21 protein-coding genes are annotated in these 21,202 nt (G+C 70.8%); 14 read left to right on the top strand and 7 right to left on the bottom strand.

What is annotated here, in order from left to right; translation table 11 throughout:
• The first annotated feature begins 126 nt into the window (after window positions 1-126).
• From QRD43_RS14200 to QRD43_RS14180, 5 genes are all read left to right on the top strand, one after another.
• Complete coding sequence (locus QRD43_RS14200; RefSeq protein WP_285983116.1) at window positions 127-492, top strand: BlaI/MecI/CopY family transcriptional regulator; 366 nt, start codon at window positions 127-129, stop codon at window positions 490-492.
• Window positions 485-1,993, top strand: coding sequence for a M56 family metallopeptidase (locus tag QRD43_RS14195; RefSeq protein ID WP_285983115.1), 1,509 nt, complete (start codon window positions 485-487; stop codon window positions 1,991-1,993). The genes QRD43_RS14200 and QRD43_RS14195 overlap by 8 nt, the downstream gene beginning before the upstream one ends.
• A gap of 15 nt (window positions 1,994-2,008) precedes the next feature.
• Window positions 2,009-3,670, top strand: a complete 1,662-nt coding sequence (locus QRD43_RS14190) for a M56 family metallopeptidase (protein ID WP_285983114.1) — start codon at window positions 2,009-2,011, stop codon at window positions 3,668-3,670.
• Window positions 3,667-4,986 (top strand): M56 family metallopeptidase, encoded by a 1,320-nt coding sequence (locus QRD43_RS14185; RefSeq protein WP_285983113.1) that lies wholly within the window; start codon window positions 3,667-3,669, stop codon window positions 4,984-4,986. The genes QRD43_RS14190 and QRD43_RS14185 overlap by 4 nt, the downstream gene beginning before the upstream one ends.
• A gap of 147 nt (window positions 4,987-5,133) precedes the next feature.
• Window positions 5,134-5,913 carry an oxygen-binding di-iron domain-containing protein gene (locus QRD43_RS14180; RefSeq protein WP_285983112.1) on the top strand — a complete coding sequence of 260 codons (780 nt, stop codon included), beginning with the start codon at window positions 5,134-5,136 and terminating at the stop codon, window positions 5,911-5,913.
• An 82-nt stretch (window positions 5,914-5,995) separates the two neighbouring features.
• On the opposite strand, the gene QRD43_RS14175 is transcribed toward QRD43_RS14180, so the two are convergent.
• Window positions 5,996-6,346, bottom strand: coding sequence for a RidA family protein (locus QRD43_RS14175; protein ID WP_285983111.1), 351 nt, complete (start codon window positions 6,344-6,346; stop codon window positions 5,996-5,998).
• A gap of 249 nt (window positions 6,347-6,595) precedes the next feature.
• Here QRD43_RS14175 and QRD43_RS14170 point away from each other — a divergent pair, with 249 nt between their 5' ends.
• Window positions 6,596-7,420, top strand: a complete 825-nt coding sequence (locus QRD43_RS14170) for a MipA/OmpV family protein (protein ID WP_285983110.1) — start codon at window positions 6,596-6,598, stop codon at window positions 7,418-7,420.
• Window positions 7,421-7,540: 120 nt separating this feature from the next.
• Here the strand turns inward: QRD43_RS14170 and plsY are convergent, their stop codons facing one another.
• On the bottom strand, window positions 7,541-8,251 hold the full coding sequence (plsY, locus tag QRD43_RS14165) for a glycerol-3-phosphate 1-O-acyltransferase PlsY (protein ID WP_285983109.1): 711 nt from the start codon (window positions 8,249-8,251) through the stop codon (window positions 7,541-7,543).
• A 6-nt stretch (window positions 8,252-8,257) separates the two neighbouring features.
• Window positions 8,258-8,752, bottom strand: coding sequence for an aminoacyl-tRNA deacylase (locus QRD43_RS14160; RefSeq protein WP_285983108.1), 495 nt, complete (start codon window positions 8,750-8,752; stop codon window positions 8,258-8,260).
• A 126-nt stretch (window positions 8,753-8,878) separates the two neighbouring features.
• On the opposite strand from QRD43_RS14160, the gene QRD43_RS14155 reads away from it, so the two are divergent.
• From QRD43_RS14155 to QRD43_RS14145, 3 genes are read left to right on the top strand one after another with little or no spacing between them, the layout of a single operon-like run.
• Window positions 8,879-9,448 (top strand): DUF2975 domain-containing protein, encoded by a 570-nt coding sequence (locus QRD43_RS14155; protein ID WP_285983107.1) that lies wholly within the window; start codon window positions 8,879-8,881, stop codon window positions 9,446-9,448.
• Entirely contained in the window at window positions 9,448-9,684 is a 237-nt protein-coding gene (locus QRD43_RS14150; RefSeq protein ID WP_285983106.1) for a helix-turn-helix domain-containing protein, read from the top strand. Before QRD43_RS14155 ends, QRD43_RS14150 begins: the two co-directional genes overlap by 1 nt.
• A gap of 19 nt (window positions 9,685-9,703) precedes the next feature.
• Window positions 9,704-10,402 carry a hypothetical protein gene (locus QRD43_RS14145; protein WP_285983105.1) on the top strand — a complete coding sequence of 233 codons (699 nt, stop codon included), beginning with the start codon at window positions 9,704-9,706 and terminating at the stop codon, window positions 10,400-10,402.
• Between the two features lie 3 nt (window positions 10,403-10,405).
• Here the strand turns inward: QRD43_RS14145 and QRD43_RS14140 are convergent, their stop codons facing one another.
• On the bottom strand, window positions 10,406-12,166 hold the full coding sequence (locus QRD43_RS14140) for an acetate--CoA ligase (RefSeq protein ID WP_285983104.1): 1,761 nt from the start codon (window positions 12,164-12,166) through the stop codon (window positions 10,406-10,408).
• A gap of 132 nt (window positions 12,167-12,298) precedes the next feature.
• On the opposite strand from QRD43_RS14140, the gene arsC reads away from it, so the two are divergent.
• Entirely contained in the window at window positions 12,299-12,643 is a 345-nt protein-coding gene (arsC, locus tag QRD43_RS14135; protein ID WP_285983201.1) for an arsenate reductase (glutaredoxin), read from the top strand.
• A gap of 21 nt (window positions 12,644-12,664) precedes the next feature.
• Here the strand turns inward: arsC and QRD43_RS14130 are convergent, their stop codons facing one another.
• Window positions 12,665-13,156: a GNAT family N-acetyltransferase gene (locus QRD43_RS14130; RefSeq protein WP_285983103.1), complete on the bottom strand. Its 492-nt coding sequence runs from the start codon at window positions 13,154-13,156 to the stop codon at window positions 12,665-12,667.
• Window positions 13,157-13,263: 107 nt separating this feature from the next.
• Between QRD43_RS14130 and QRD43_RS14125 the strand changes: the two genes are divergently transcribed.
• The gene (locus tag QRD43_RS14125; RefSeq protein WP_285983102.1) at window positions 13,264-14,172 is read left to right on the top strand and encodes an alpha/beta fold hydrolase; all 909 of its coding nucleotides are present in this window, start codon (window positions 13,264-13,266) and stop codon (window positions 14,170-14,172) included.
• Window positions 14,173-14,201: 29 nt separating this feature from the next.
• Window positions 14,202-14,354, top strand: a complete 153-nt coding sequence (locus QRD43_RS14120) for a hypothetical protein (protein ID WP_285983101.1) — start codon at window positions 14,202-14,204, stop codon at window positions 14,352-14,354.
• A 191-nt stretch (window positions 14,355-14,545) separates the two neighbouring features.
• Here QRD43_RS14120 and QRD43_RS14115 read toward each other — a convergent pair whose 3' ends face one another.
• Both QRD43_RS14115 and QRD43_RS14110 read right to left on the bottom strand, forming a co-directional pair.
• Window positions 14,546-16,402, bottom strand: a complete 1,857-nt coding sequence (locus tag QRD43_RS14115; protein ID WP_285983100.1) for a pre-peptidase C-terminal domain-containing protein — start codon at window positions 16,400-16,402, stop codon at window positions 14,546-14,548.
• 230 nt (window positions 16,403-16,632) lie between these two features.
• Entirely contained in the window at window positions 16,633-16,917 is a 285-nt protein-coding gene (locus QRD43_RS14110) for a DUF4212 domain-containing protein (protein WP_285983099.1), read from the bottom strand.
• Between the two features lie 194 nt (window positions 16,918-17,111).
• Between QRD43_RS14110 and prfB the strand changes: the two genes are divergently transcribed.
• Both prfB and pepN read left to right on the top strand, forming a co-directional pair.
• A protein-coding gene (gene prfB, locus QRD43_RS14105; RefSeq protein WP_285983098.1) for a peptide chain release factor 2 occupies window positions 17,112-18,216 on the top strand; the annotation gives its coding sequence in 2 pieces (ribosomal slippage) (window positions 17,112-17,192 and window positions 17,194-18,216; 1,104 coding nt in all).
• 268 nt (window positions 18,217-18,484) lie between these two features.
• On the top strand, window positions 18,485-21,172 hold the full coding sequence (gene pepN / locus QRD43_RS14100; RefSeq protein ID WP_285983200.1) for an aminopeptidase N: 2,688 nt from the start codon (window positions 18,485-18,487) through the stop codon (window positions 21,170-21,172).
• Window positions 21,173-21,202: the final 30 nt, after the last annotated feature.

Genomic DNA, 21,202 nt, shown 5'->3' with positions numbered 1-21,202 from the left:
CCTCAACCAGCCCGCCACCCCGGCGGGCTTTTTGCATTCACCCTCGGGTAACTCCCTAATCCCGCGCGCTTGCCTTTATCGATTACACGCGTAAACAATATCAACGTTTACAACCGTAATCTAACCATGAACATCAGCGACGCCGAAGCCCAGATCATGGAAGTGCTGTGGGACCGCGCCCCCCAGAGCACCGAGGACATTGCCAGCGCCCTGCAGGACCGGCAGGACTGGCAGCTGGCCACCATCAAGACCCTGCTCAACCGCCTGCTCAACAAGGGCGCGATCAGCGCCGAGAAGGACGGCCGGCGCTATCTCTACAGCCCGGTGCTGCAGCGCGAGCACTGGCTCAAGCGCCAGAGCATGGGCCTGCTGGACCGGCTCTTCGGCGGGAGCCTGGCGCCGCTCGTGGCCCAGTTCTCCTCGGAACGCAAGCTCAGCGACGCCGACCTCAAGGCCCTCAAGCAGCTGATCCGGGACTACGAGAATGACTGAGCACGCCGGCCTTCAACTGCTCATGACGCAGACGCTGCTGTTCAGTGCCGCCGTACTGCTGCTGGCCGTGCTGCGGCCCCTGCTGCGCCGCATCGTCGATGCCGGCGCCGTCTACCTGGCCTGGCTGCTCGTCCCCTTGCTCATGCTGAGCCCCGCCCTGCCGCGGCTGCTGCAGGGTCAGGCCCTGCCGGCCCCCACGCGGGCCCTGGCACAGGCCGCCCCTGCCTGGCTGAAGGCCGACGAGCCCGCGGCGGCCCCGGCCCCCGCCATGGCAGGCCCCGGCAGCCGGGCCCCGGCCGCCCGTCGCCCCTTGGCGCTCGACCTGTGGATGGCCGGCGCCGTCGGCCTGCTGGGGCTGCTGGCGCTGCGCCAGACCCGGTTCCATGCCCGGCTGCAGCGCGGGTCGCGGGCATGGATCGCCCCCGAGGGGGACAGCCCCGCGCTGTGCGGCATCTGGCGCACCCGGCTCGTGCTTCCCCAGGACTTCGAGCAGCGCTTCGACCCGCGCGAGCGCTCGCTGATCCTGGCCCACGAGGCCGTGCATGCCCGCCGCCATGACAACGCCTGGAACCTGCTCGCAGCGGCCTTGCTGGCCCTGCAGTGGTTCAACCCGCTGGCCTGGTGGGCCCTGCGCCGCATGCGCCAGGACCAGGAACTGGCCTGCGACGCCGCCGTCCTCAACCAACAGATCACACCCGACTCAGGAGAGGAGCCCCTTGTGAAGACCTACATCAACGCACTGCTGAAGTCCCATCCCACCCGCGCTCTGCCGCTGCTGAGCACCGGCTGGGCCCACCAGCACCCGCTGCTGGAACGCGTGAAGGGCCTGCGCCTGCACCGCCGCCCGGCCTGGCAGCGCCGGCTGGGCCGCGCCGGCGCCGCGGGTCTGTGCCTGGGGTTGACGCTGCTGGCGCAGGCGGCGCAGCCGCTCAGCACCCACGAGCTCACCCAGGCCATGCTGGATCACCTGGCCCGCGAGGAGTCGGTGTCCGGGACGAAGCCCGTCGGACTGGTCGTGCAGCTGGACAGCCAGCAGGGCGCTCAGGCCTGGCAGCACAAGGACATGGTCTTCACCTTCGCCCACCTCCTGCGCGACAGTCAAACGCAGTTCCATCTCCATGCGCCGATGGAAGACTGGTGCCTCGGCGTGCACCTCTACAAGTTCTCTGATGGCGATCTGCGCCCGCAGGCCGAGATTCTGGGCCCCCACTGCACGCAGACCCTCACCCAGCTCCAGCCCGTGGCGCTGGGCCAAGGGCCGACCCATCTGCAGGTCCGCCTGCCTGACGGCGCCCAGCAGGGCGTGCAGGCGCAGGTCAGCATCCGGGTCGAAGACCCCCGCTCGGAACGCTTCCTGCTGATGTTCCGCCGGCAGCTGGACCAGATGCCGGCGGAGCAGCGCCAGCGCATGCTGGAGCACATCGAAGGAAGCTCGATGAACACCGACGCCCTCTCCGCCCAGGACCGTGCCTGGCGCCTGGCGCGCGGCGTGCAGCGCTGAAGCAGGAGGCCTCGCATGAATTGCCATCCCTGGCTCCACCTGCTGGCGACGCAGACCCTGCTGTTCAGCGCCGCCGTGCTGCTGATGGCCCTGCTCCGCCCGGCGCTTCGCCGCGCCTTCGATGCGGGCGCCGTCTACCTGGCCTGGCTGCTCGTGCCGCTGGTGCTGCTGGCCCCCGCGCTGCCGCGCTTCATCGAGGGTCAGGTCTTGCCTGCGCCGGCGGTGATGCTGGAAGAGCTGGTGCCGGCGTGGGTGGCGGTATCCGACGACGTCGCAGCCCCGTCCGCCCCGCCTTCACCGGAGCGCGACGTGGCCTCCGCGATGCGCCTGCCGGCCCTGCCCTGGCTCGCGCTCGGCGCCTGGGCGTTCGGGGGGCTGGTCGTGGTGGCGGTGCTGGCCTGGCGCCAGGCCCGGTTCGGCGCCCGCCTGCAGCGAGGTCCCGAGGGCTGGATCGCGCCCGCCGGCGACAGCCCCGCCCTGCTGGGCATCTGGCGTGCGCGCCTGGTGCTGCCGCAGGACTTCACCCAGCGCTTCAGCCCACGCGAGCAGGCGCTGATCCTGGCGCACGAGGCCGTCCACGCCCGGCGCCACGACAACGTCTGGAACCTGCTGGCCGTCGCCCTGCTGGTGCTGCAGTGGTTCAACCCGCTGGCCTGGTGGGCGCTGCACCGCATGCGCCAGGACCAGGAGCTGGCCTGCGATGCCGCCGTGCTCAACCAGCCGGTCACGAACCCGCCCTCGGAGGAGTCCCTCTTGAAGGTCTATCTCAACGCCTTGCTCAAGTCCCACCCGGGTCGCGATCTGCCGGTGCTCAGCACGGGATGGGCGCATCGCCACCCCCTGCTGGAACGCGTGAGCCTGCTGGCCCGCCATGCACAGCCGGCCTGGCGCCGCCACCTGGGCCGCGCCGGCGTGCTGGGCCTGTGCCTGGGGGCGACGGCCCTGTCCCAGGCCGCCGGCAGCCTGGCGCCCGCGGCACCGGCTCAGGCAGCCGCGCCGGCAGCACCGGTCCGCAGCACCGCCCCGGCCCCGGCCGCCGCACCGGCGCCCGCAGGGCCTCACGCCACCGCCGCGCCGGCAGCACCCGCCTCGCAGGCCGCCGTGCCCGCTCCGGCCTCATCGAGCTCATCGAGCTCATCGGCAGCCTCGGCCGCCGCGCCCGAGGCGCCGCAGGGCCAGGGCCTGTTGATCGAGCTGGCCAGCCAGCAGGGCGGCCAGACCTGGGAGCACCGCCGCATGAGCGTCGTGCTGCCGCTCAACGGCATCCTGAATAGCCCGCGCGCCACCACGATGCAGTCCCGGCAGGGCGACTGGTGTCTGGGCATCACCTTCTACAGCGGCCCTGCGGACACGGTGCGCCCGATGGCCGAGATCCTCGACAAGTCCTGCCAGCAGACGTTGACCGGCCTCGTCGAGCTGCAGATCGGCCAGGGGCCGCAGACGCTCGCGACCCGCCTGCCTGGCCCGCTGGGCGTCCCGCTTCAGGCACAGGTCACCGTCACCCTGCGCGACCCCTACTCGGCTGCGTTCCAGCGCGAGATCGAGACGCCGCGCCCGGCGCTCACGCCTGAGCAGAAGGCCGAAGCCGAGCGCTTCGCCGCCGAGTTCCGCCGGCTGCGCGAGGAGACACAGGCGCAGGACCGGGCCTGGCGCCAGGCCCGTGGGGAGACGCCGTGATCGAGCTGCTGGCCGGGCCCCTGGCGATCCGGGGCCTGCAGTGGCTGGAGCAGCAGACGGTCTTCCTCTGCGCCGCACTGCTGCTGATGACGCTGCTGCGTCCGATGCTCATGCGGGCCGCCGGCCCGCGGGGCGTGCATGCCGCCTGGCTTGCCGTCCCGCTCGGGCAGCTCGCCCTGCAGCTGCCCCGGCCGACGGTCCTGCCGCCTCTGCAGGTCCTGGCCCTGATCCCCCAGCTCGGCCCGCAGCCGGGCACGGCCGGCGAGATGGCAGCGGCACCCCAGGCCTGGGAGCCCGGCGCCGTGCTGCTGATGTGGCTGGCGGGCGTCGTCCTCCTGCTGGCGATGCAGTGGCACGCGCAGGGCCGGATGCTGACGCGCCTCGTGCGGGGGCCGCTCGTCTGGCGCAGCCCGGCCGGCTGCAGCCCGGCGCTGGTCGGGCTGTGGCGCCCGCGGCTCGTGCTGCCGGCGGACTTCAGGCGCCGCTTCACCGGCCCCGAGCGCGCCCTGGTGCTGGCCCACGAGGCCGCCCACGCCCGCCGTGGCGACAACGCCTGGACGCTGCTGGCGCGGCTGATGGTGTGCCTGCACTGGTTCAACCCGCTCGCTTGGTGGGCGCTGCGCCGCTTTGCCCAGGACCAGGAGCTCGCCTGCGATGCCGTCGTGCTGCAGCACGCGCCGGCGCGCGACCTGGCGCTCTATGCCCATGCCCTGCTCAAGACGGGGTGCGCCCCGTCCTCCACCGCCCTGTGGCCGCCTCTCGCGGCCTCCTGGCAATCCTCCCATCCGCTTCAACGGAGAGTCCAGATGCTCAAGAACCACCGCACCCACGTCGCCCATGCCGGGCGCATCCGCCTCGGCGCTGTCGTTGCCGCCGCCCTGCTGTCATTGCTGGGCTACGCCCTGCAGGGGCAGGCCCAGGCGCAGAGCACGGGCGCGCCCGTGGACCTGCGCATGACGGTGCGCGACGGCGAGACGCTGCTGGGCGAGCCCCGCGTCATCACGCGGGAGGGGCAGCCGGCGACCGTGGCCTTCCAGCCGGCGGGGGCCGACAGCGGCACCGCCTGGCGCATCGAGCTGACGCCTCAGGCGCTGCCCGATGCCAGCTACCGTCTGGACCTGGTGCTCTACCAGGGCGAGGCGGCCGAGGCCGTCGCCCGGCCGCGGCTGGTCGTCAAGGCCGGCCAGCCGGGTCGTGTGGAGATCGGCGAGGCGGGCCGCACGCTGAAGATCGACCTCCTGGCCCGGCCCGCGCCGGAGAAGTCCCCCGAGCCGGCGCGCCAGGCGCGCGGCCTGCGGGAATCGCTGCCCATGTGAGGCGGGCCCCAGCGCTGTCGCCCGGGCGCCCGCGACCGTGACTTCTTGATCCAGGCCAAGAATTCACCGCCCGTCTTGAGATGCCTCAAGACGGGGGCCCAAACTCCCCCCTAGAGTAGGGGCTCATCCAATGCAGGGAGAGAGCCCGTGGCCATCGAGTTGTTCCGCAAGGACGATCACGTCTGTCTGATGTTCGCCAAGCTGAGCGACGAAGACGGCGAGGCCGTCCAGTCCAACCAGTTCCTGATCGTCAACAAGGGTACCGGCTGCATCATCGACCCGGGCGGCAACCTGGCGTACAACGAGCTCTACCTCGGCATGTCCCAGCACTTCCCGCCGCACAAGCTGGCCGCCATCCTGGCCTCGCATGCGGACCCCGACATCATTGCCTCGCTCGACCGCTGGATGACCGCGACCAGCGCCACCGTCTACATCTCCAAGATCTGGGAGCGCTTCGCACCCCACTTCTGCAAGCCCGGCAAGACCATCGGCCGCATCGTGGGCATCCCCGACCCCGGGCAGCGCCTGCGCCTGGGTGACGGCAGCGCCGCGTTCGAGCTGATCGCGCTGCCCGCCCACTTCCTGCACGCCGAGGGCAACTTCCAGTTCTACGATCCGATCGCCCGCATCCTCTTCTCCGGGGACCTGGGCGCCTCCATCGGCGCCGACCTGAATCCCGAGGAGACCGTCACCGACCTCGGCCCGCACCTGCGCCGCATGGAAGCCTTCCACCGCCGCTACATGGTCAGCAACAAGGTCCTGCGCCTGTGGGCGGCCATGGTGCGCCAGCTGGACATCAAGATGATCGTGCCGCAGCACGGCTCGCCGATGGCCGGCCCGGCCGTCAAGCAGTTCATCGACTGGGCCGAGAACCTGCAGTGCGGGGTCGACCTCATGGGCTCGGCACAGTACCAGATCCCCGCCTGAGCGGTCCGAGCCGCCCCAGCAAAAAGGCCCCGGCCAGCGAACGCTGACGGGGCCTTTGCCTTGGGTCGTCCGGGAGGCGCGATCAGACCGCCGCGGTGACGACGATCTCGACCTTCCACTCCGGCTTGGCCAGCTTGGCCTCGACGGTGGCCCGGGGCGGCGTGTGGCCGGCCGGCACCCAGGCGTCCCAGGCGGCATTCATGCCGGCGAACTCGGCCACGTCGGCGATGTAGATCTGCGCGCGCAGGATCTTGGTCTTGTCGCTGCCGGCGCGCGCCAGCAGGGCGTCGATCTGGGCCAGCACGTCGGCCGTCTGGCCCGTGATGTCCAGGCTGGCATCGGAGGCCACCTGGCCGGCCAGGTAGACCACGCCGCCGTGCACGGCCATCTCGGACATGCGGGCGCCCACATCAAAGCGTTCGATCGAGCTCATTTCTCAAGACTCCTGGGAAAGATCGGGAAGGACATCAAACAGGCTGCCTCGGCGCAGGGAGGCGCCAAGGCAGCGGGACTCGCCCGATTGTCGCCCGCGCCTGCGCCCGGCTGGGTCCGCAAGCCGGCAAGCGTGGGTTCATGCCGCCGGCGGCCCGGCCATCCGGACCGGGCAGCGCCCGCAAAGCCCCCGCGCGGCGCAGGGAATCTCGCGCCCACCACAATCCGCTGCCTTCACCCCTTGTCGACCATGAACACACACGCTCACGCCACACGGTTCTCGTCACGGGCCCTGCTGCCCCTGCTCTCCCTGCTGCTGGCCACGGCCGGCCTGCTGCACACCCGGACCGCGCAGGCCGAGGAGCCCGCCGCCTCGACGGACCAGGCGGGCCAGACGGGTGACATGACCCGCTGGGGGCTCGGCATCGGGGTGAGCTCCGACACCCGCCCGTACCGGGACTTCGACCGCAAGCCCGAGTTCATGCCCCTGCTCGCCTTCGAGAATCGCTGGGTGCGCGTGGCCGGGCCCGGCGTGGAGCTCAAGCTCCTGCGCCACGACGCCGTGGCGCTCGGCATGACCCTCAGCTACGCCCGCGACGGCTACCGGCCCGACGACTCGCCGGTGCTCGCCGGCATGGCACGGCGCAGCCCCAGCGCCTGGCTGGGCCTGCGCGCCAGCCTGCGCAGCCCGGTCGGCCAGCTGACGGCGGAGTGGTCGGGCGACGCCGCCAGCCACAGCAAGGGCCGCAAGCTCAAGCTGGGGCTGGACCATCGGTTCGCCCAGGGTGAGTTCGGCCTCACGCCGCGGGTCTCGGCGACATGGCTCGATGCCGCCTTCGTGCAGTACTACTTCGGCGTGGAGGCCGGTGAGGCCCGCGCGGATCGTGCCGCCTACACGCCGGGCTCGGCGGTCAACGTCGACGCGGGCCTGCGCCTGGACTGGCGCCTGGACGCCCAGCAGACGCTCTTCGCCGACCTGGGCGTGACCCGCCTCGGCCGCAGCATCCGCTCGAGCCCGCTGGTGGACCGCAGCACCGTCCCCGGCGCCCGCCTGGGCTGGCTCTACCGCTTCTGACCGCCGACCGGCACCGCGGGACGGCGCTGAAACGACAACGCCCGCCGGGGGATGGGCGGGCGTTGGCGTGGACGCTGGGGGCAGACGCCGCGTGCGCGCGCCGGGCGCGCATCGCGATCCTCAGCGCTTCTTCTTGCCGTGGTGGTGCGAGTGCCCGCGGGCCTGGTAGCCCTCGCCGTGCGGGTGCTTCTTGCTGCTGCCGGCGGGCGGCGCGCTGGCGGCCTTCTGGCCGATCTTGCTCTCGGTGCCGTTCAGCAGCTTCTTGATGTTGGCCTCGTGGCGCCACACCAGCAGCAGGCCCATCAGACCGACGAACAGCACGGTGGGCGACGCGCCCCAGATCAGCATCTGGTAGAAGGGCGCGAACACGCCGGCCACGATGGCGGCCAGCGAGGAATAGCGGCTGAAGTAGGCAATGATCAGCCAGGTGAGCAGCGTGGCGCCGCCCAGCAGCGGGTTGACCGCCAGCAGCACGCCGGCCGCGGTGGCAACGCCCTTGCCGCCCTCGAACTTGAAGAACACGGGCCACAGATGGCCCAGGAAGGCGGCCAGGCCGACAAAGGCCGCGCTGTCCTCGCCCAGGCCGAAGCGCTGGCCGTAGAGCACCACGAGCAGCACCGGCACATAGCCCTTGAGCGCATCGAAGAGCAGCGTCAGCAGCGCCGCCTTCTTGTTGCCCGAGCGCAGGACGTTGGTGGCGCCCGGGTTGCCCGAGCCGTAGCTGCGCGGATCCGACAGACCCATGACGCGGCTGACGATCACGGCGAACGAGAGCGAGCCCAGGAGGTAGCCGGCAACTGCGGCCAGCAATGGATAGAGGAGGTCTTGCATGGGCCGCTATTCTGCACTGGCGCACTGCACCGGACGGGCCGACAGCAGCTCGGTGATCACCCGGGGCTCGATGCCGACCAGGTAGCCGCGCCGCCCGCCGTTGATGCAGATGCGGGGCAGCTCGAGGATCGTCGACTCCACGAACACTGGCATCTCCTTGCGCGTGCCGAAGGGCGAGGTGCCGCCCACCAGGTAGCCACTGTGCCGCTGGGCGACGTCCGGTTTGCAGGGCTCGACCTTCTTGCACGGGATCTGCCGCGCCAGCTCCTTCAGGCTGACCGTGCGGTCGCCATGCATCAGCACGATCAGCGGCTGCGCCTTCTCGTCCTGCATCACCAGCGTCTTGACGACCTCGTGCTCGGGCACGCCCAGCTGGCGGGAGGACTCGGCCGTGCCGCCGTGGTCCACATAGTCGTAGACGTGCTCGGTGAACGCGACGCCATGGCGGCGCAGGCACTGGGTGGCGAGGGTTTCGCTGACGTGGGAGGACTTCTTGGACATGCGCAGACGGTCGCGATCAAGGCAAGCCCGGAAGTGTGCCTCAGCCTCGCCCACCCCCCTGACGAGTTTCATCTTCACATCAATTAATTGCTGTCATACAATAATTTCCAGACTCTGGATCGATCGATGGCTGCCTCTCCAAGCCCGCATTCCGCACCGCCCGCCGGCCCCTTCTCCATGAAGGGCCTGGCCCGTGCCGTGCAGATCCTGGCCCTGCTCGGGGCCTGCGGGCTGCTGCAGTACGCCGTCCAGCTGGCCTGGGCGCCGGGGCTGATGATCGAGTACGTGCTGCACGAGGTGATGCCGGAGCTGCCCTACCGCACGCCCGACGGGCTGACGCTGGCCGTGCTGTGGGTCTCGCTGAGCCTGCCGCTGGTGGCCGGGCTGATGCTGCTGTGGCATGTGTGGCGCCTGTTCGGGCACTACGCGGCCGGACGCGTGTTCGACCTCGCCTCGGTGCGCCACCTGCAGTGGCTGGGCTGGGGTCTCCTGACACTGGCGGCGGCGCGCCCCCTGAGCCACACGCTGGCCGTGCTGGCCCTGAGCTGGCACAACCCGCCGGGGCAGCGCCAGCTGCTGGTGGCCATCAACTCGGACCACTACGCCCTGCTGATGCTGGGCCTCGTGCTCGTGGCCATGGCGCGCATCATGCGCGAGTCCGTGCGGGTGGCGCAGGAGAACGCGGAGTTCATCTGATGCCCATCGTCGTCACCCTGGACCTCATGCTGGCCCGCCGCAAGATGCGCTCCAAGGAGCTGGCGGAGCGGGTGGGCATCACCGAGGCCAATCTCTCGCTGCTGAAGTCCGGCAAGGTCAAGGGCGTGCGCTTCGACACCCTGGCCCGCATCTGCCGCGAGCTGGACTGCCAGCCCGGCGAGCTGCTGGCCTACGAGCCCGGCCCCGAGCCGATCGACCCCGACGAATCCGCCTGAGTGCCGACCGCGACTGCCGATGGAACCTGCTTCGCTCCCCGCCCCGCCCCGCCGGTGGCCGCTGACTCTGCTGGTCATCTCGCTGCATGCCGTTCTGCTGGCCGGCCTGCAATGGGGCCTCTCGAAACGCCGGGCGGAGCCCGCCCCCGAGGCGCGGCGCGTCACGGTGATGCTCCTGCCGGATCGCCGGGTGCGGGCCGTGACGCCCCCCCTGCCGGCCCGGCCTGTCACCGAGCGCCGCGCCAGCGACCGCCCGCCCGCGCCCGACGCCCCGCCTCGCGCGGCCCCCACGCCCCTGCCCACCGAGGCCCCGCCGCCGCCGGCCACCACCGCGGAGGTGCCGGCGAGCCTCGCGCTGCCGCCCACGGCCGCCGCATCCGGGCCCCACGATCGCCTGATCGACAGTGCCGCCACCCGCGCCGCCCTGCGCCAGTCGGCGCGCGATCCCCTGAGCGGCGAGCGGCACCTGGAGGCGCAGGGGCAGGAGGTCGGCGTCAGCGCCAGTGAGAAGCTCGGTCGAAAGATCCAGCAGGCCGGCTACGGCGACTGTGGCAAGGGCCAATACGCCGGGGGCGGCATGGGCCTGCTGAGCGCCCCGTTCTACCTGCTGGCCGAGGCCAGCGGCAAGTGCGCCAAGGGCAATCCGCCGCCGGCCGCACCACCCCCGCCCGAGCCGAGCGGGCGCAAGGGCGCGCACGCGTCGATGCGCGACCGCTGAGCCTCAGCCGGCCGCGCGCCCGGCGCGCTGCGCCTCCAGCTGCCGCAGCACCCCGCGCTGCACCTTGCCCGTGGTGGTCATGGGCAGAGCCTCGATGAACTCGATCTCCTTGGGGTACTCGTAGGGCGCGAGCTGCCCCTTCACGAGCGACTGCAAGGCCTCGATCAGCGCGGCATCGCCCGCATGCCCCGGCGCCAGCACCACAAAGGCCTTCACCAGGGCGCCGCGCTCGGCGTCGGGCTTGGGCACCACGGCGGCATTGGCGACGGCGGGATGCTTGACGAGGCAGTTCTCGATCTCGCTCGGGCCGATGCGGTAGCCGGCGGACTTGAAGACGTCATCGCTGCGCCCCTGGTACCAGAGGTAGCCGTCCGCATCCATCACCGCCGTGTCCCCCGTGCGGCACCAGCTGTCGGCCGGGTCGCCCGTGAACTTGGCCGCGGTCGCGTCGTCGCGCTTCCAGTAGCCCAGGAAGAAGACCGGGTCGGGGTCGCCCCGCACGTCGCGCCGGTGCACCGCCACATCGCCCGGCACGCCCGGGGGACAGGTCTTGCCTGCCTCGTCGATCACCGCCACGCGGTGCCCCGGGTAGGCGCGCCCCATGCTGCCCGGCCGCGCGGGCCACAGGCGGCTGCAGTTGCCCACCACGTAGTTGATCTCGGTCTGCCCGAACATCTCGTTGACGGTGACGCCCAGCGCCTGCTCGCACCAGCGGAAGACGGCATCGCCCACGGCCTCGCCCGCGCTCATCACGGCCTGCAGCTGCAGACGGTAGTGCCGGCGCGGCTCGGGCACGGCCTTCATCATGGCCTTGAGTGCCGTCGGGAAGAGGAAGGTGTGCGTCACGCCGTGGCGCTGCATCAGCTCGAAGGCGCGCTGCGGGGAGAAGCGCCCCTGCGAGGCCACGATGGGCCGGCCGAAGTAGAGCGTGGGCAGCAGCGCGTCCATGAGGCCGCCGGTCCAGGCCCAGTCGGCGGGAGACCAGAACACGGCCGCACTGCGCCGGCCCGCATCGAAGGGATCGAAGCCGAACCAGTTCTGGCTGGCGACGAAGCCGCTGAGGTTGCCGATGAGCGCCCGCTGCGGGATCAGCGCGCCCTTGGGCGGGCCTGTGGTGCCGCTGGTGTAGATGAGGACCGCCGCCGCCTCGGCATGCGTGGCGAGGGCGGTGAAGCGGGCGTCCTCGGCCTGCAGCGCGCCCATCCAGGCCGATTCGGCCGCCGCACCTGGCTCGGCCGACGCGGCCCCCTCGCCCACCACCAGCAGCTCGCGCAGCGACGGGCAGCTCTCTCGCAGGCCGCGCAGGGCCGGCAGCACGGTGCCGTCAGCGATGGCCAGCACGGCGCCGCTGTCCTGCAGGCGGAACTGCAGCGCCTCCGGGCCGAAGAGCAGGGACAGCGGTACGGCCACGGCTCCGAGCTGGTGCAGCGCGATGTGGGCGACGGCCGTCTCGAAGCGCTGCGGGAGCACGAGCGCCACGCGGTCACCGCGCTGGACCCCGCGGCGCACGAGCGCGTTGGAGAGCCGGTTCGCGGCGCGCTGCAGCTGGCCATAGGTGTAGGTGGCGCTGCAGCCGCTCTCGCCCTCGAAGATCACGGCCGGCGCATCGGGCGTCTCCCGGGCCCAGCGGCCGCAGCAGGCCTCGGCCAGGCTGAAGTCCGGCGGCACCTGCCAGCGAAAGCCCGCATGCAGCGCCGCCCAGGCGTCCCCCGCGAATTCCGGGGACCGCCCAGGGTCGGCGGCAGCGTCCAGGACCTGGGGCATGGGCCCTCCTTGCGTCTAGCGATCGAGCGTTGGATGCTAGCGAGCGGCTCCGTCGCGGCGCTCATGGATTCCCCGAGGCCCGGCGGCCTACACTTCCTCTTTTGCACCAGCAGCCTCTGCTCCTGCCCTGCGATCATGAAGATCTTCCACAACCCCCGCTGCTCCAAGTCCCGCGAGGCCCTCGCACTGCTGCAGGAGGCCGGCCAGGCGCCCGAGGTCATCGAGTACCTCAAGACCCCGCCGGATCTCGGCACGCTGAAGGCGCTGGTGCGTCAGCTGGGCCTGCCCGTGCGCGAGCTGCTGCGCAGCGGCGAGGCCGTCTATGACGAGCTGGGCCTGGCCGACCCCTCGCTCGGCGACGACCAGCTGCTCGATGCCCTGCTGCACCACCCGCAGCTGCTGCAGCGCCCCATCGTCGTGCGCGGCGAGCAGGCGCTCATCGCACGCCCGCCGGAGCGGCTGAAGGCCTGGCTCTGAGACCTCGTCCCCGCGCCGGGGTCAGGCCTTGCCCAGCGCCGCCAGGGCCTCGCCGCTGAGGCGGCAGATGCGCCAGTCCGGCATCACCGTGGCGCCCATGCCCTCGTAGAAGCCGATGGCGCGCTGGTTCCAATCCAGCACGCTCCACTCGAAGCGCCCGCAGCCGCGGGCCACGGCCAGCCGCGCCAGATGCGTCAGCAGCTGTCGTCCCAGCCCCGTGCCGCGGTACGCGGGCTGCACGTAGAGGTCTTCCAGATAGAGCCCCGGCTGAGCCAGGAAGGTCGAGAAGTTGTGGAAGAAGAGCGCGAAGGCCACGATCTGCCCGCCGTCCGCCTCCGCGACGATCGCTTCGGCTTTCGGCTGCGGGCCAAACAGATGCGGCCGCAGCCGGTGTTCGTCCACCTGCAGCAGGTGGGTCAGCTGCTCGAAGTCCGCCAGCTCGCGGATGAGGCCGACGATGGCGGCGAGGTCGTGCGGCTCGGCGGGGCGGATGAGGAAAGTCGGTGAGTCCATGGCGGCATTCTGGCTGAGCCCGGCTCCACTGGACGCAGCCGCCCGCCCCGCGGGGCTTGTCCCGGCCCGGACAGCAGCCTCGCCCGGGTGGCGCTAGAGTCGCCGCCATGAACACCGCCACCTACCAAGAACGCCGCCCCTTTCGCAGCGACATGCTGCTGCTGCGCGGTCTGCACCACCATGTGCTGCACTGGGGCGATGCCTCGCTGGAGACGCCCGAGCGCCCGCTGCTGGTGATGCTGCACGGCTGGATGGACGTCGGCGCGTCCTTCCAGTTCGTGGTCGACGCCCTGCCGTCGGACCGGCATGTGGTGGCGATGGACTGGCGGGGCTTCGGGCTCAGCGACTGGACAGCCAGCGATGCCTACTGGTTCCCCGACTACCTGGGCGACCTCGACGCCCTGCTGGACGCCGTCAGCCCCGGCCGCCCCGTGGATCTGCTGGGCCACAGCATGGGCGGCAATGTGGTGATGAGCTATGCCGGCGTGCGGCCGGAGCGCATCCGCCGTCTGGTCAACCTCGAGGGCTTCGGCCTGCCCGAGACCCGCAGCGAGGAGGCGCCCAAGCGGCTGCGGCTCTGGCTGGACGAGCTCAAGGAGCCGCAGCAGCTCAAGACCTACGACAGCCTGGAGGCGGTGGCCCAGCGGCTGATGAAGACCAACCCGCGCCTCGCGCCCGCCAAGGCCGCGTGGCTGGCGCCGCACTGGTCGGAGCCGCGTGAGGGCGCCTTCCACATCCTCGGCGACCCGGCCCACAAGCGCACCAATCCCGTCCTGTACCGCAAGGCCGAGGCCCTCGCCTGCTGGCAGGCCATCCAGGCGCCCACGCTGTGGGTGGAAGGCGCCCAGACCCAACTGAGCCAGTGGTGGGGCGACCGCTACCCGCGCGAGGACTTCGAGGCCCGCCTCGCCCTCGTGCCGCAGCTGCAGCGCGCCCGCCTGGACGACGCCGCCCACATGCTGCACCACGACCAGCCGGAAGCGCTGGCCGCCGTGCTGGAGGGCTTCCTCGCCTGAGCGCGGACGCCGCGCCAGGCAGCCGCCCCATGCGCCGCACGACCAACAGCCGCGCCAGCCAGCCGCCCCGCACGGCGCACGGGGATCCGGCTCCGCCGGTCCCCCTGGACGACGCCGCCCACATGCTGCACCACGACCCGCCGGAAGCGCTGGCCGCCGTGCTGGAGGGCTTCCTCGCCTGAACGCGGATGCCGCGCCAGGCAGTCAGCCCAAGCGCCGCACGCCCTACCGGCCACGCCAATCAGTCGCGCCAAACGCGGCATGCCCCTCCGGCTGCGCCAGCCAGCCGCCCCGCACGGCGCACGGGGATCCGGCTCCGCCGGTCCCTCGTGCGCGCCCCCCTGGGGGGGCCGGCGAAGCCGGTAGGGGGGGGTCAAGGACTTGCGGTGGCCTTGACGCTGAGACCGCTGTAGGTCGCATAGGCCTGCACCGCCACGTAGTAGGTGCCCGCCACGGGCGAATTGACCGTGCAGGTCTCGGTGCTCGTGGAGCCATCGGACTTGCAGGCGTAGCTGCTGGTCGTGGGCTTCTGGCCGGCGCCGACGAAGAGGTCCGCGTCCCCGTTGCTGCCCGACAGGTTGACGACCAGCTTGGTGCTGCCCGCCGGCACCTGGATCGTGTAGTACGTCCACGTGCCCGTGGACGCCGACTGGTTGCCCAGCGGCACGCCGCTCGTGAGCGGGATGGGCGACGGCGTGCCGCCGGCGCTCAGCGTGCCCTTCATCGCGTAGTAGCCCAGGGAGCTGTACTTCGAGAAGCCGTTCTGCGGCGTGCCCTCGGCCCCGCCCTGGATGATGAGCTTGTAGTCGCCGGCCGCCAGGTTCAGGTTGACGAACTCCGCCGAGCGGTTCACGGCCAGGTTGCTGCGCGCCACCTGCACGCCGGCGGCAGTGGTGAGGGTGGCATCGACGTCCAGCATGCGCAGGTACTCGATGGGATCCACCCGCAGGTTCAGCGTGCCGGCGCTGGCGAGGCTGAAGGTGAAGACGTCGGTGTCGGTGTTGCGCTCGATCTGGCCCCAGTTGTCGGCCGGGTTGATCTCGCCGCCCGTGCGCAGGGCCAGGGGCTTGCCGCTGGGGTTGTCGTCCGCCATGTAGGGCACGGCCTCATCGACCGTCATGATCCTGAGATCGTCTTCCTGGTTGCTGGCCGTGCTGTACTCGCCCTTGCTCCAGGTGAAGAGCTGGTGGGTCCAGGAACCGCCCATCCAGTAATTGCCCATGATGGGGCCCCACTGATAGGCGGGGATGCCCTCGTAGTACTCGCCCCCGGTGCCGCCGCCGTCATGCAGCATGCCCATCTGGTGGCCGACCTCGTGCGCGCCGGTCATGCCGATGCCGTAGCCGTAGTCGAAGCCGCTGGCCGGGTTGCGGTAGAGCGTCCCGGCCGAGGTCGTGCCGAAGGAGTGGACGGGCGCGAAGCTGCGGCCGTCCTGGTTGACGAAGTTGATGATGCCGGTGCGCAGCACGCTGGACGCCTTGGCCGCGTCATAGACCGCCTTGTTGGTCGTGACGTTGAGCTGCAGCATCGAGTACTGGTCCGCCACCGACTGCCAGGCGCGGTACATGTTCTCCTTGGTCACGCCGTTGAGCGGGGTGCTGCCGCTCATCACCGCCGCGGTGTTCAGGTAGAAGACGTAGGGACTGCCGGGCTTGCTCTCGAGCTTGGTGACATCCTGGTTGTTGTAGGCGCCGATGTGGGGCGCCTGACGCAGCGCCATCGGGCTGTAGACCGGGTGTGCCGCGGCGATCTGGGCCAGGCTGGCGGTGCTGCGGTTGCTGCGCTGGAAGTCCTCGTCCAGGTCGGGGTAGACACGGCTCAGCGGCACGGGCTTGACGCTGACCACGCCGCGCGCATCGGTGCTGTATTCCCAGGCCTTCTTCTGGCCATGCAGGACGAGAAAGCCGCGCAGGGACTTGCCGTCGCCCTTGAGGAAGAAGAGCGAATCCTCGCTGTCGCGGTGGCGGCCCGAGACGGACACCCGACCGCCCTGCTCGAAGAAGTCCCGCACCAGCACGGGCAGCGAGGTGCCGTCGGCGGTCTGCACGCTCAGCGCCTGGCGGCCCTGGTGCTGCTGGCGGAGGTTCCGGATCAGCGCGTCGGCGCTGCCGAGCTCGGCGCCGTCGGCGGCGAGGACCGGCGCCACGGCGCCAAGGGACAGGGCCAGCAGCGCGATCAGGCGCGGCGTGCGGGTCGAGGGAACTGCGCGGGAAGTGAACTTACGCTTCATGGACGGTCTCTCTGGGTGGAGATGCGGCAGGGCCGCGGTGAAGCGTCGCAACGGAGTACAGCCGGCCATTGCGGCGCCGGAATGGGCGCCGCACATCCACCACGGATGCAGCCGGCATGCGGGCCCCATATCCACTATCGCCAGCGTGGGCAAGCTGCCCAAGTGTCAGGCTTGACAGCCGTGGGAACCCTGATCCACCGCCTGCGCGAAGGCTGGGCGCCCGGCGGGGCTCAGTCCCCGGCGTCGTCTCGGTGGTCGTCGTCCAGGCGCGCCATCAGCCAGGCATAGAGCGCGACGATCAGCAAATAGCCGATCAGCGCCCCCTGGGACGCCACCCAGAAGCTGAAGGGCCAGCCGAAGAAGGTGAAGCGGAGGTCCCGAGCGAACCAGGTCAGGCCGAAGCTGAGCAGCGTCCATCCCGCCAGCAACGCCAGGGTGAGGCGGCGCGTGGCCCGCCAGTAGCGCCGGTGGAGGCGCTCGCGGGCGGGGGGCAGGGGCTGGTGCAGGGGGTCCATGGGGAGGGGGCGTCCGGTGCGCAGTGTGCCTCAGCCGGCGCTCGCCCGGCATCCGGGCACCCCCTCCTTGCGTCGAGCCGCCCTGCAATCGCCCGTCCGCAGCTTAAAATGCGCGGTTGCTCAAAAGACCCTGCCCGGCCATGCCGCTGCCAGAGCCGCAGCGCCCCGCCCGGGCGGCACCATCAGGATCCGTCATGGACATCGAACGCATCAACCAAATCGGCACGACCCTCGCCGACCTGACAGCGCGTACCGACGCGCTAAGGGGGTATCTTTGACTACGACCGCAAATCCCTGCGGTTGAATGAAGTCAATGCGGCGCTGGAGAACCCCAACGTCTGGAACGAGCCCAAGCGCGCCCAGGAACTGGGCAAGGAGAAGCGCTCGCTGGAGCAGGTGGTCGAGACCATCAACTACCTGACCAGCAATCTCTCCGACAACTCCGAGCTGTACGAGATGTCCAAGGCCGACCAGGACTTCGCCGGCCTGGAGGCCATCGAAGCCGACGCCGCCAAGCTGACCGAGAAGGTCGAGGAGCTCGAGTTCCGCCGGATGTTCAACAACCCGGCCGACCCCAGCAACTGCTTCATCGACATCCAGGCCGGTGCCGGCGGCACCGAGGCCTGCGACTGGGCCGGCATGCTGCTGCGCCAGTACCTCAAGTACTGCGAGCGCAAGGGCTTCACGACCACGATGGAAGACGAGACGCCGGGCGATGTGGCCGGCCTCAAGAGCGCGACCATCAAGGTGGAGGGCGAGTACGCCTTCGGCCTGCTGCGCACCGAGACCGGCGTGCACCGCCTGGTGCGCAAGAGCCCCTTCGACTCCTCGGGCGGCCGCCACACCTCGTTCGCGTCGCTGTTCGTCTATCCGGAAATCGATGACTCGATCGAGATCGACATCAACCCGGCCGATGTGCGCACCGACACCTTCCGCGCCTCCGGCGCCGGCGGCCAGCACATCAACAAGACCGACTCGGCGGTGCGCCTGACCCACATCCCCACGGGCATCGTGGTGCAGTGCCAGGACGGCCGCTCGCAGCACAGCAACCGTGACGTGGCCTGGCGCCGCCTGCGTTCGCGCCTGTATGACCATGAGATGAAGAAGCGCATGGCCGAGCAGCAGAAGCTCGAGGACACCAAGACGGACGTGGGCTGGGGTCACCAGATCCGCTCCTATGTCCTGGACCAGAGCCGCATCAAGGACCTGCGCACCAACGTGGAAGTCTCCAACACCCAGAAGGTGCTGGACGGCGACCTGGATGCCTTCATCACGGCCTCGCTCAAGCAAGGCGTCTGAAGAGGGTCCCCCCCGCTGGCTTCGCCAGCCTTGCAGGCCGCGCTGGGCCAGAGGCCCAGCCCTTTGCTGGGCACAATCGCGATGCGATCGTGTCCGACCAAAGCCCCTCAGGGGGCGCCCCGGCTGCCCGGCAAAGCCGGATCAGCGGGACTTGCTGGGGAATGCGGGCTGAGGCGTGCCGACAGGCGCGTCTCGCCCGACTGAATGACAACAGCCTGGGGCCACGAGCCCGAGGTCATCGACAAACAAAACGAGGAAGTCCGCCATGATGCGTGAAGGCACCGCCGCCCTGATCCGCCGCGAAGACTACGTGGCTCCGGCCTACTGGATCCGCACCGTCGACCTGACCTTCGACCTGGATCCGGCCAAGACGCTGGTCACCAGCAAGATGAAGGTCGAGCGCAACGCCGCCGTGCCGCACGGCCCGCTGCGTCTGCACGGCGAGGAACTGAACCTGCTGCGCGTGCTGATCGACGGCGAGAGCGTGTCCTTCCGCCAGGAAGGCCATGAGCTCATCATCGAGAGCGCCCCGGACGCCGACTTCTCCCTCGAGATCCGCAACACCTGCGCCCCCGAGAAGAACACCTCGCTGTCGGGCCTGTACACCTCGGGTGGCGGCTTCTTCACGCAGTGCGAGGCCGAGGGCTTCCGCCGCATCACCTACTTCCTGGACCGCCCCGACGTCATGGCCGTCTACACGGTCACCCTGCGCGCCGACAAGGCCAAGTACCCGGTGCTGCTCTCCAACGGCAACCTGCTGGAGACCGCCGACCTGGACAACGGCCGCCATCTGGCCAAGTGGCACGACCCCTTCCCCAAGCCGAGCTATCTGTTCGCGCTCGTGGCGGCGGACCTGGTCTCGCGCGAGCAGCGCATCCGCACCCGCGCCGGCAAGGACCACCTGCTGCAGGTCTATGTCCGTCGTGGCGACCTGGAGAAGACCGAGCACGCGATGAACAGCCTCGTCGCCTCCATCGTCTGGGACGAGGCCCGCTTCGGCCTGCCGCTGGACCTGGAGCGCTTCATGGTGGTCGGCGTGTCCGACTTCAACATGGGCGCCATGGAGAACAAGGGCCTGAACATCTTCAACACCAGCGCCCTGCTGGCCTCGCCGGCCACGGCCACGGATGCCGACTTCTCGCGCATCGAGTCAATCGTCGCCCACGAGTACTTCCACAACTGGACCGGCAATCGCGTCACCTGCCGCGACTGGTTCCAGCTGTCGCTCAAGGAAGGCCTGACCGTGTTCCGCGACCAGGAATTCAGCATGGACATGGCCGCCACGCCGAGCGCCCGTGCCGTCTGCCGCATCCAGGACGTGCGCCAGCTGCGCGCCGTGCAGTTCCCCGAGGACTCCGGCGCCATGGCCCACCCGGTGCGCCCGGACTCCTACGTCGAGATCAACAATTTCTACACCCCGACCGTCTACGAGAAGGGTTCGGAAGTCGTCCGCATGTACCAGACGCTGGTCGGCCGCAAGGGCTTCGAGGCCGGCATCAAGCTGTACTTCGAGCGCCATGACGGCCAGGCCGTGACCTGCGACGACTTCGCCGCCGCCATCGCCGACGCCAACCCCGGCTCCGCGCTGTCCACCCGCCTCGAGGCCTTCAAGCGCTGGTACGCCCAGTCCGGCACGCCGCGCGTGCAGGCCCGCGGCAGCTACGACGCCGCCGCCCAGACCTTCACGCTGACGCTCAAGCAGCACAACCCGGCGACGGCCGGCCAGCCCGGCAAGCTCCCGCAGGTCATCCCCGTGACCATGGGCCTGCTGAGCCGCGAGGGTCAGGTCTTGCCCCTGCAGCTGCAGGGCGAGGCGGCCCCCGTGGGCACCGAGCGCGTGCTGGTGCTGGACGAGGCCGAACAGACCTTCGTGTTTACCGGCGTGGCCACCGAGCCCGTGCCCTCGCTGCTGCGTGGCTTCTCCGCGCCCGTGGTGCTGGACGACGGCCTGAGCGACGCTGAGCTGCTGGTCCTGCTGAAGCACGACGCCGACGCCTTCAACCGCTGGGAAGCCAGCCAGCGCCTGGCGCTGAACCGCATCCTGCAGGCCGTGCGCACCGGCGAGGCCCTGGTGCTGGACACCGACTACCTCGAGGCCATGCGCGCCGTGCTGCGCGATCCGCAGCTGGACGCCGCCTTCAAGGAGCTGGCCCTCACGCTGCCGGGCGAAGGCTATGTGGCCGAGCAGCTTGACGTGGTCGACCCGCAGGAGATCCACGCCGCCGTCGAGGCCGCCTACCAGCAGCTCGCCGCCGCCCTGGCGGACGACTGGGCCGCGGCCTACGAGGCCCACCAGGTCAAGGCCGGCTACGAGCCGAGCCCGGTGCAGTCCGGCCAGCGCGCCCTGGCCAACCTGGCCCTGTCCATGCTGGTGCTCCACGCCACGCGCACGGGCGACACCGTGTGGCCGGGCCGCGCCTACCAGCGCTTCAAGGACGCCACCAACATGACCGAGCGCCTCGGCGCCCTCGCCGCGCTGGTGAACGCCCACGCCGAGCTGGCCGAGCCCGCGCTGCAGCGCTTCCATGCCCTGTTCAAGCACGAGGCCCTCGTGGTGGACAAGTGGTTCGCCCTGCAGGCCCGCGCGAGCGAGGACGGCGGCAAGACCTTCGCCCGCGTCAAGCAGCTGCTGCAGCATCCGGACTTCACGCTGAAGAACCCGAACCGCGCGCGCAGCCTGCTGGCCTCGCTGTGCATGTTCAACCCCGCCGCCTTCCACCGCAGCGATGCCGCCGGCTACGTGCTGTGGGCCGAGCAGGTGCTGCTGCTCGATGGCATCAACCCGCAGCTGGCCGGCCGCGTGGCCCGCGCCATGGACCGCTGGACGGTACTGGCCGAGCCCTACCGCAGCGCCGCTCGCGAAGCCATCGCCCGCGTGGCCGCCAAGCCCGAGCTGTCCAACGACGTGCGCGAGATCGTGGAACGCGCGCTGGCGTCGGACGGCAGCGCCGCCTGAGCCGCGACCTCATCAGCAACTCCAAGGTAA

This window comes from Roseateles subflavus, assembly GCF_030285365.1.
GTDB classification, from domain to species: domain Bacteria; phylum Pseudomonadota; class Gammaproteobacteria; order Burkholderiales; family Burkholderiaceae_C; genus Roseateles_B; species Roseateles_B subflavus.
Note: the sequence above shows the minus strand (reverse complement) of the source record. Positions and strands in the feature narration are given on the sequence as shown.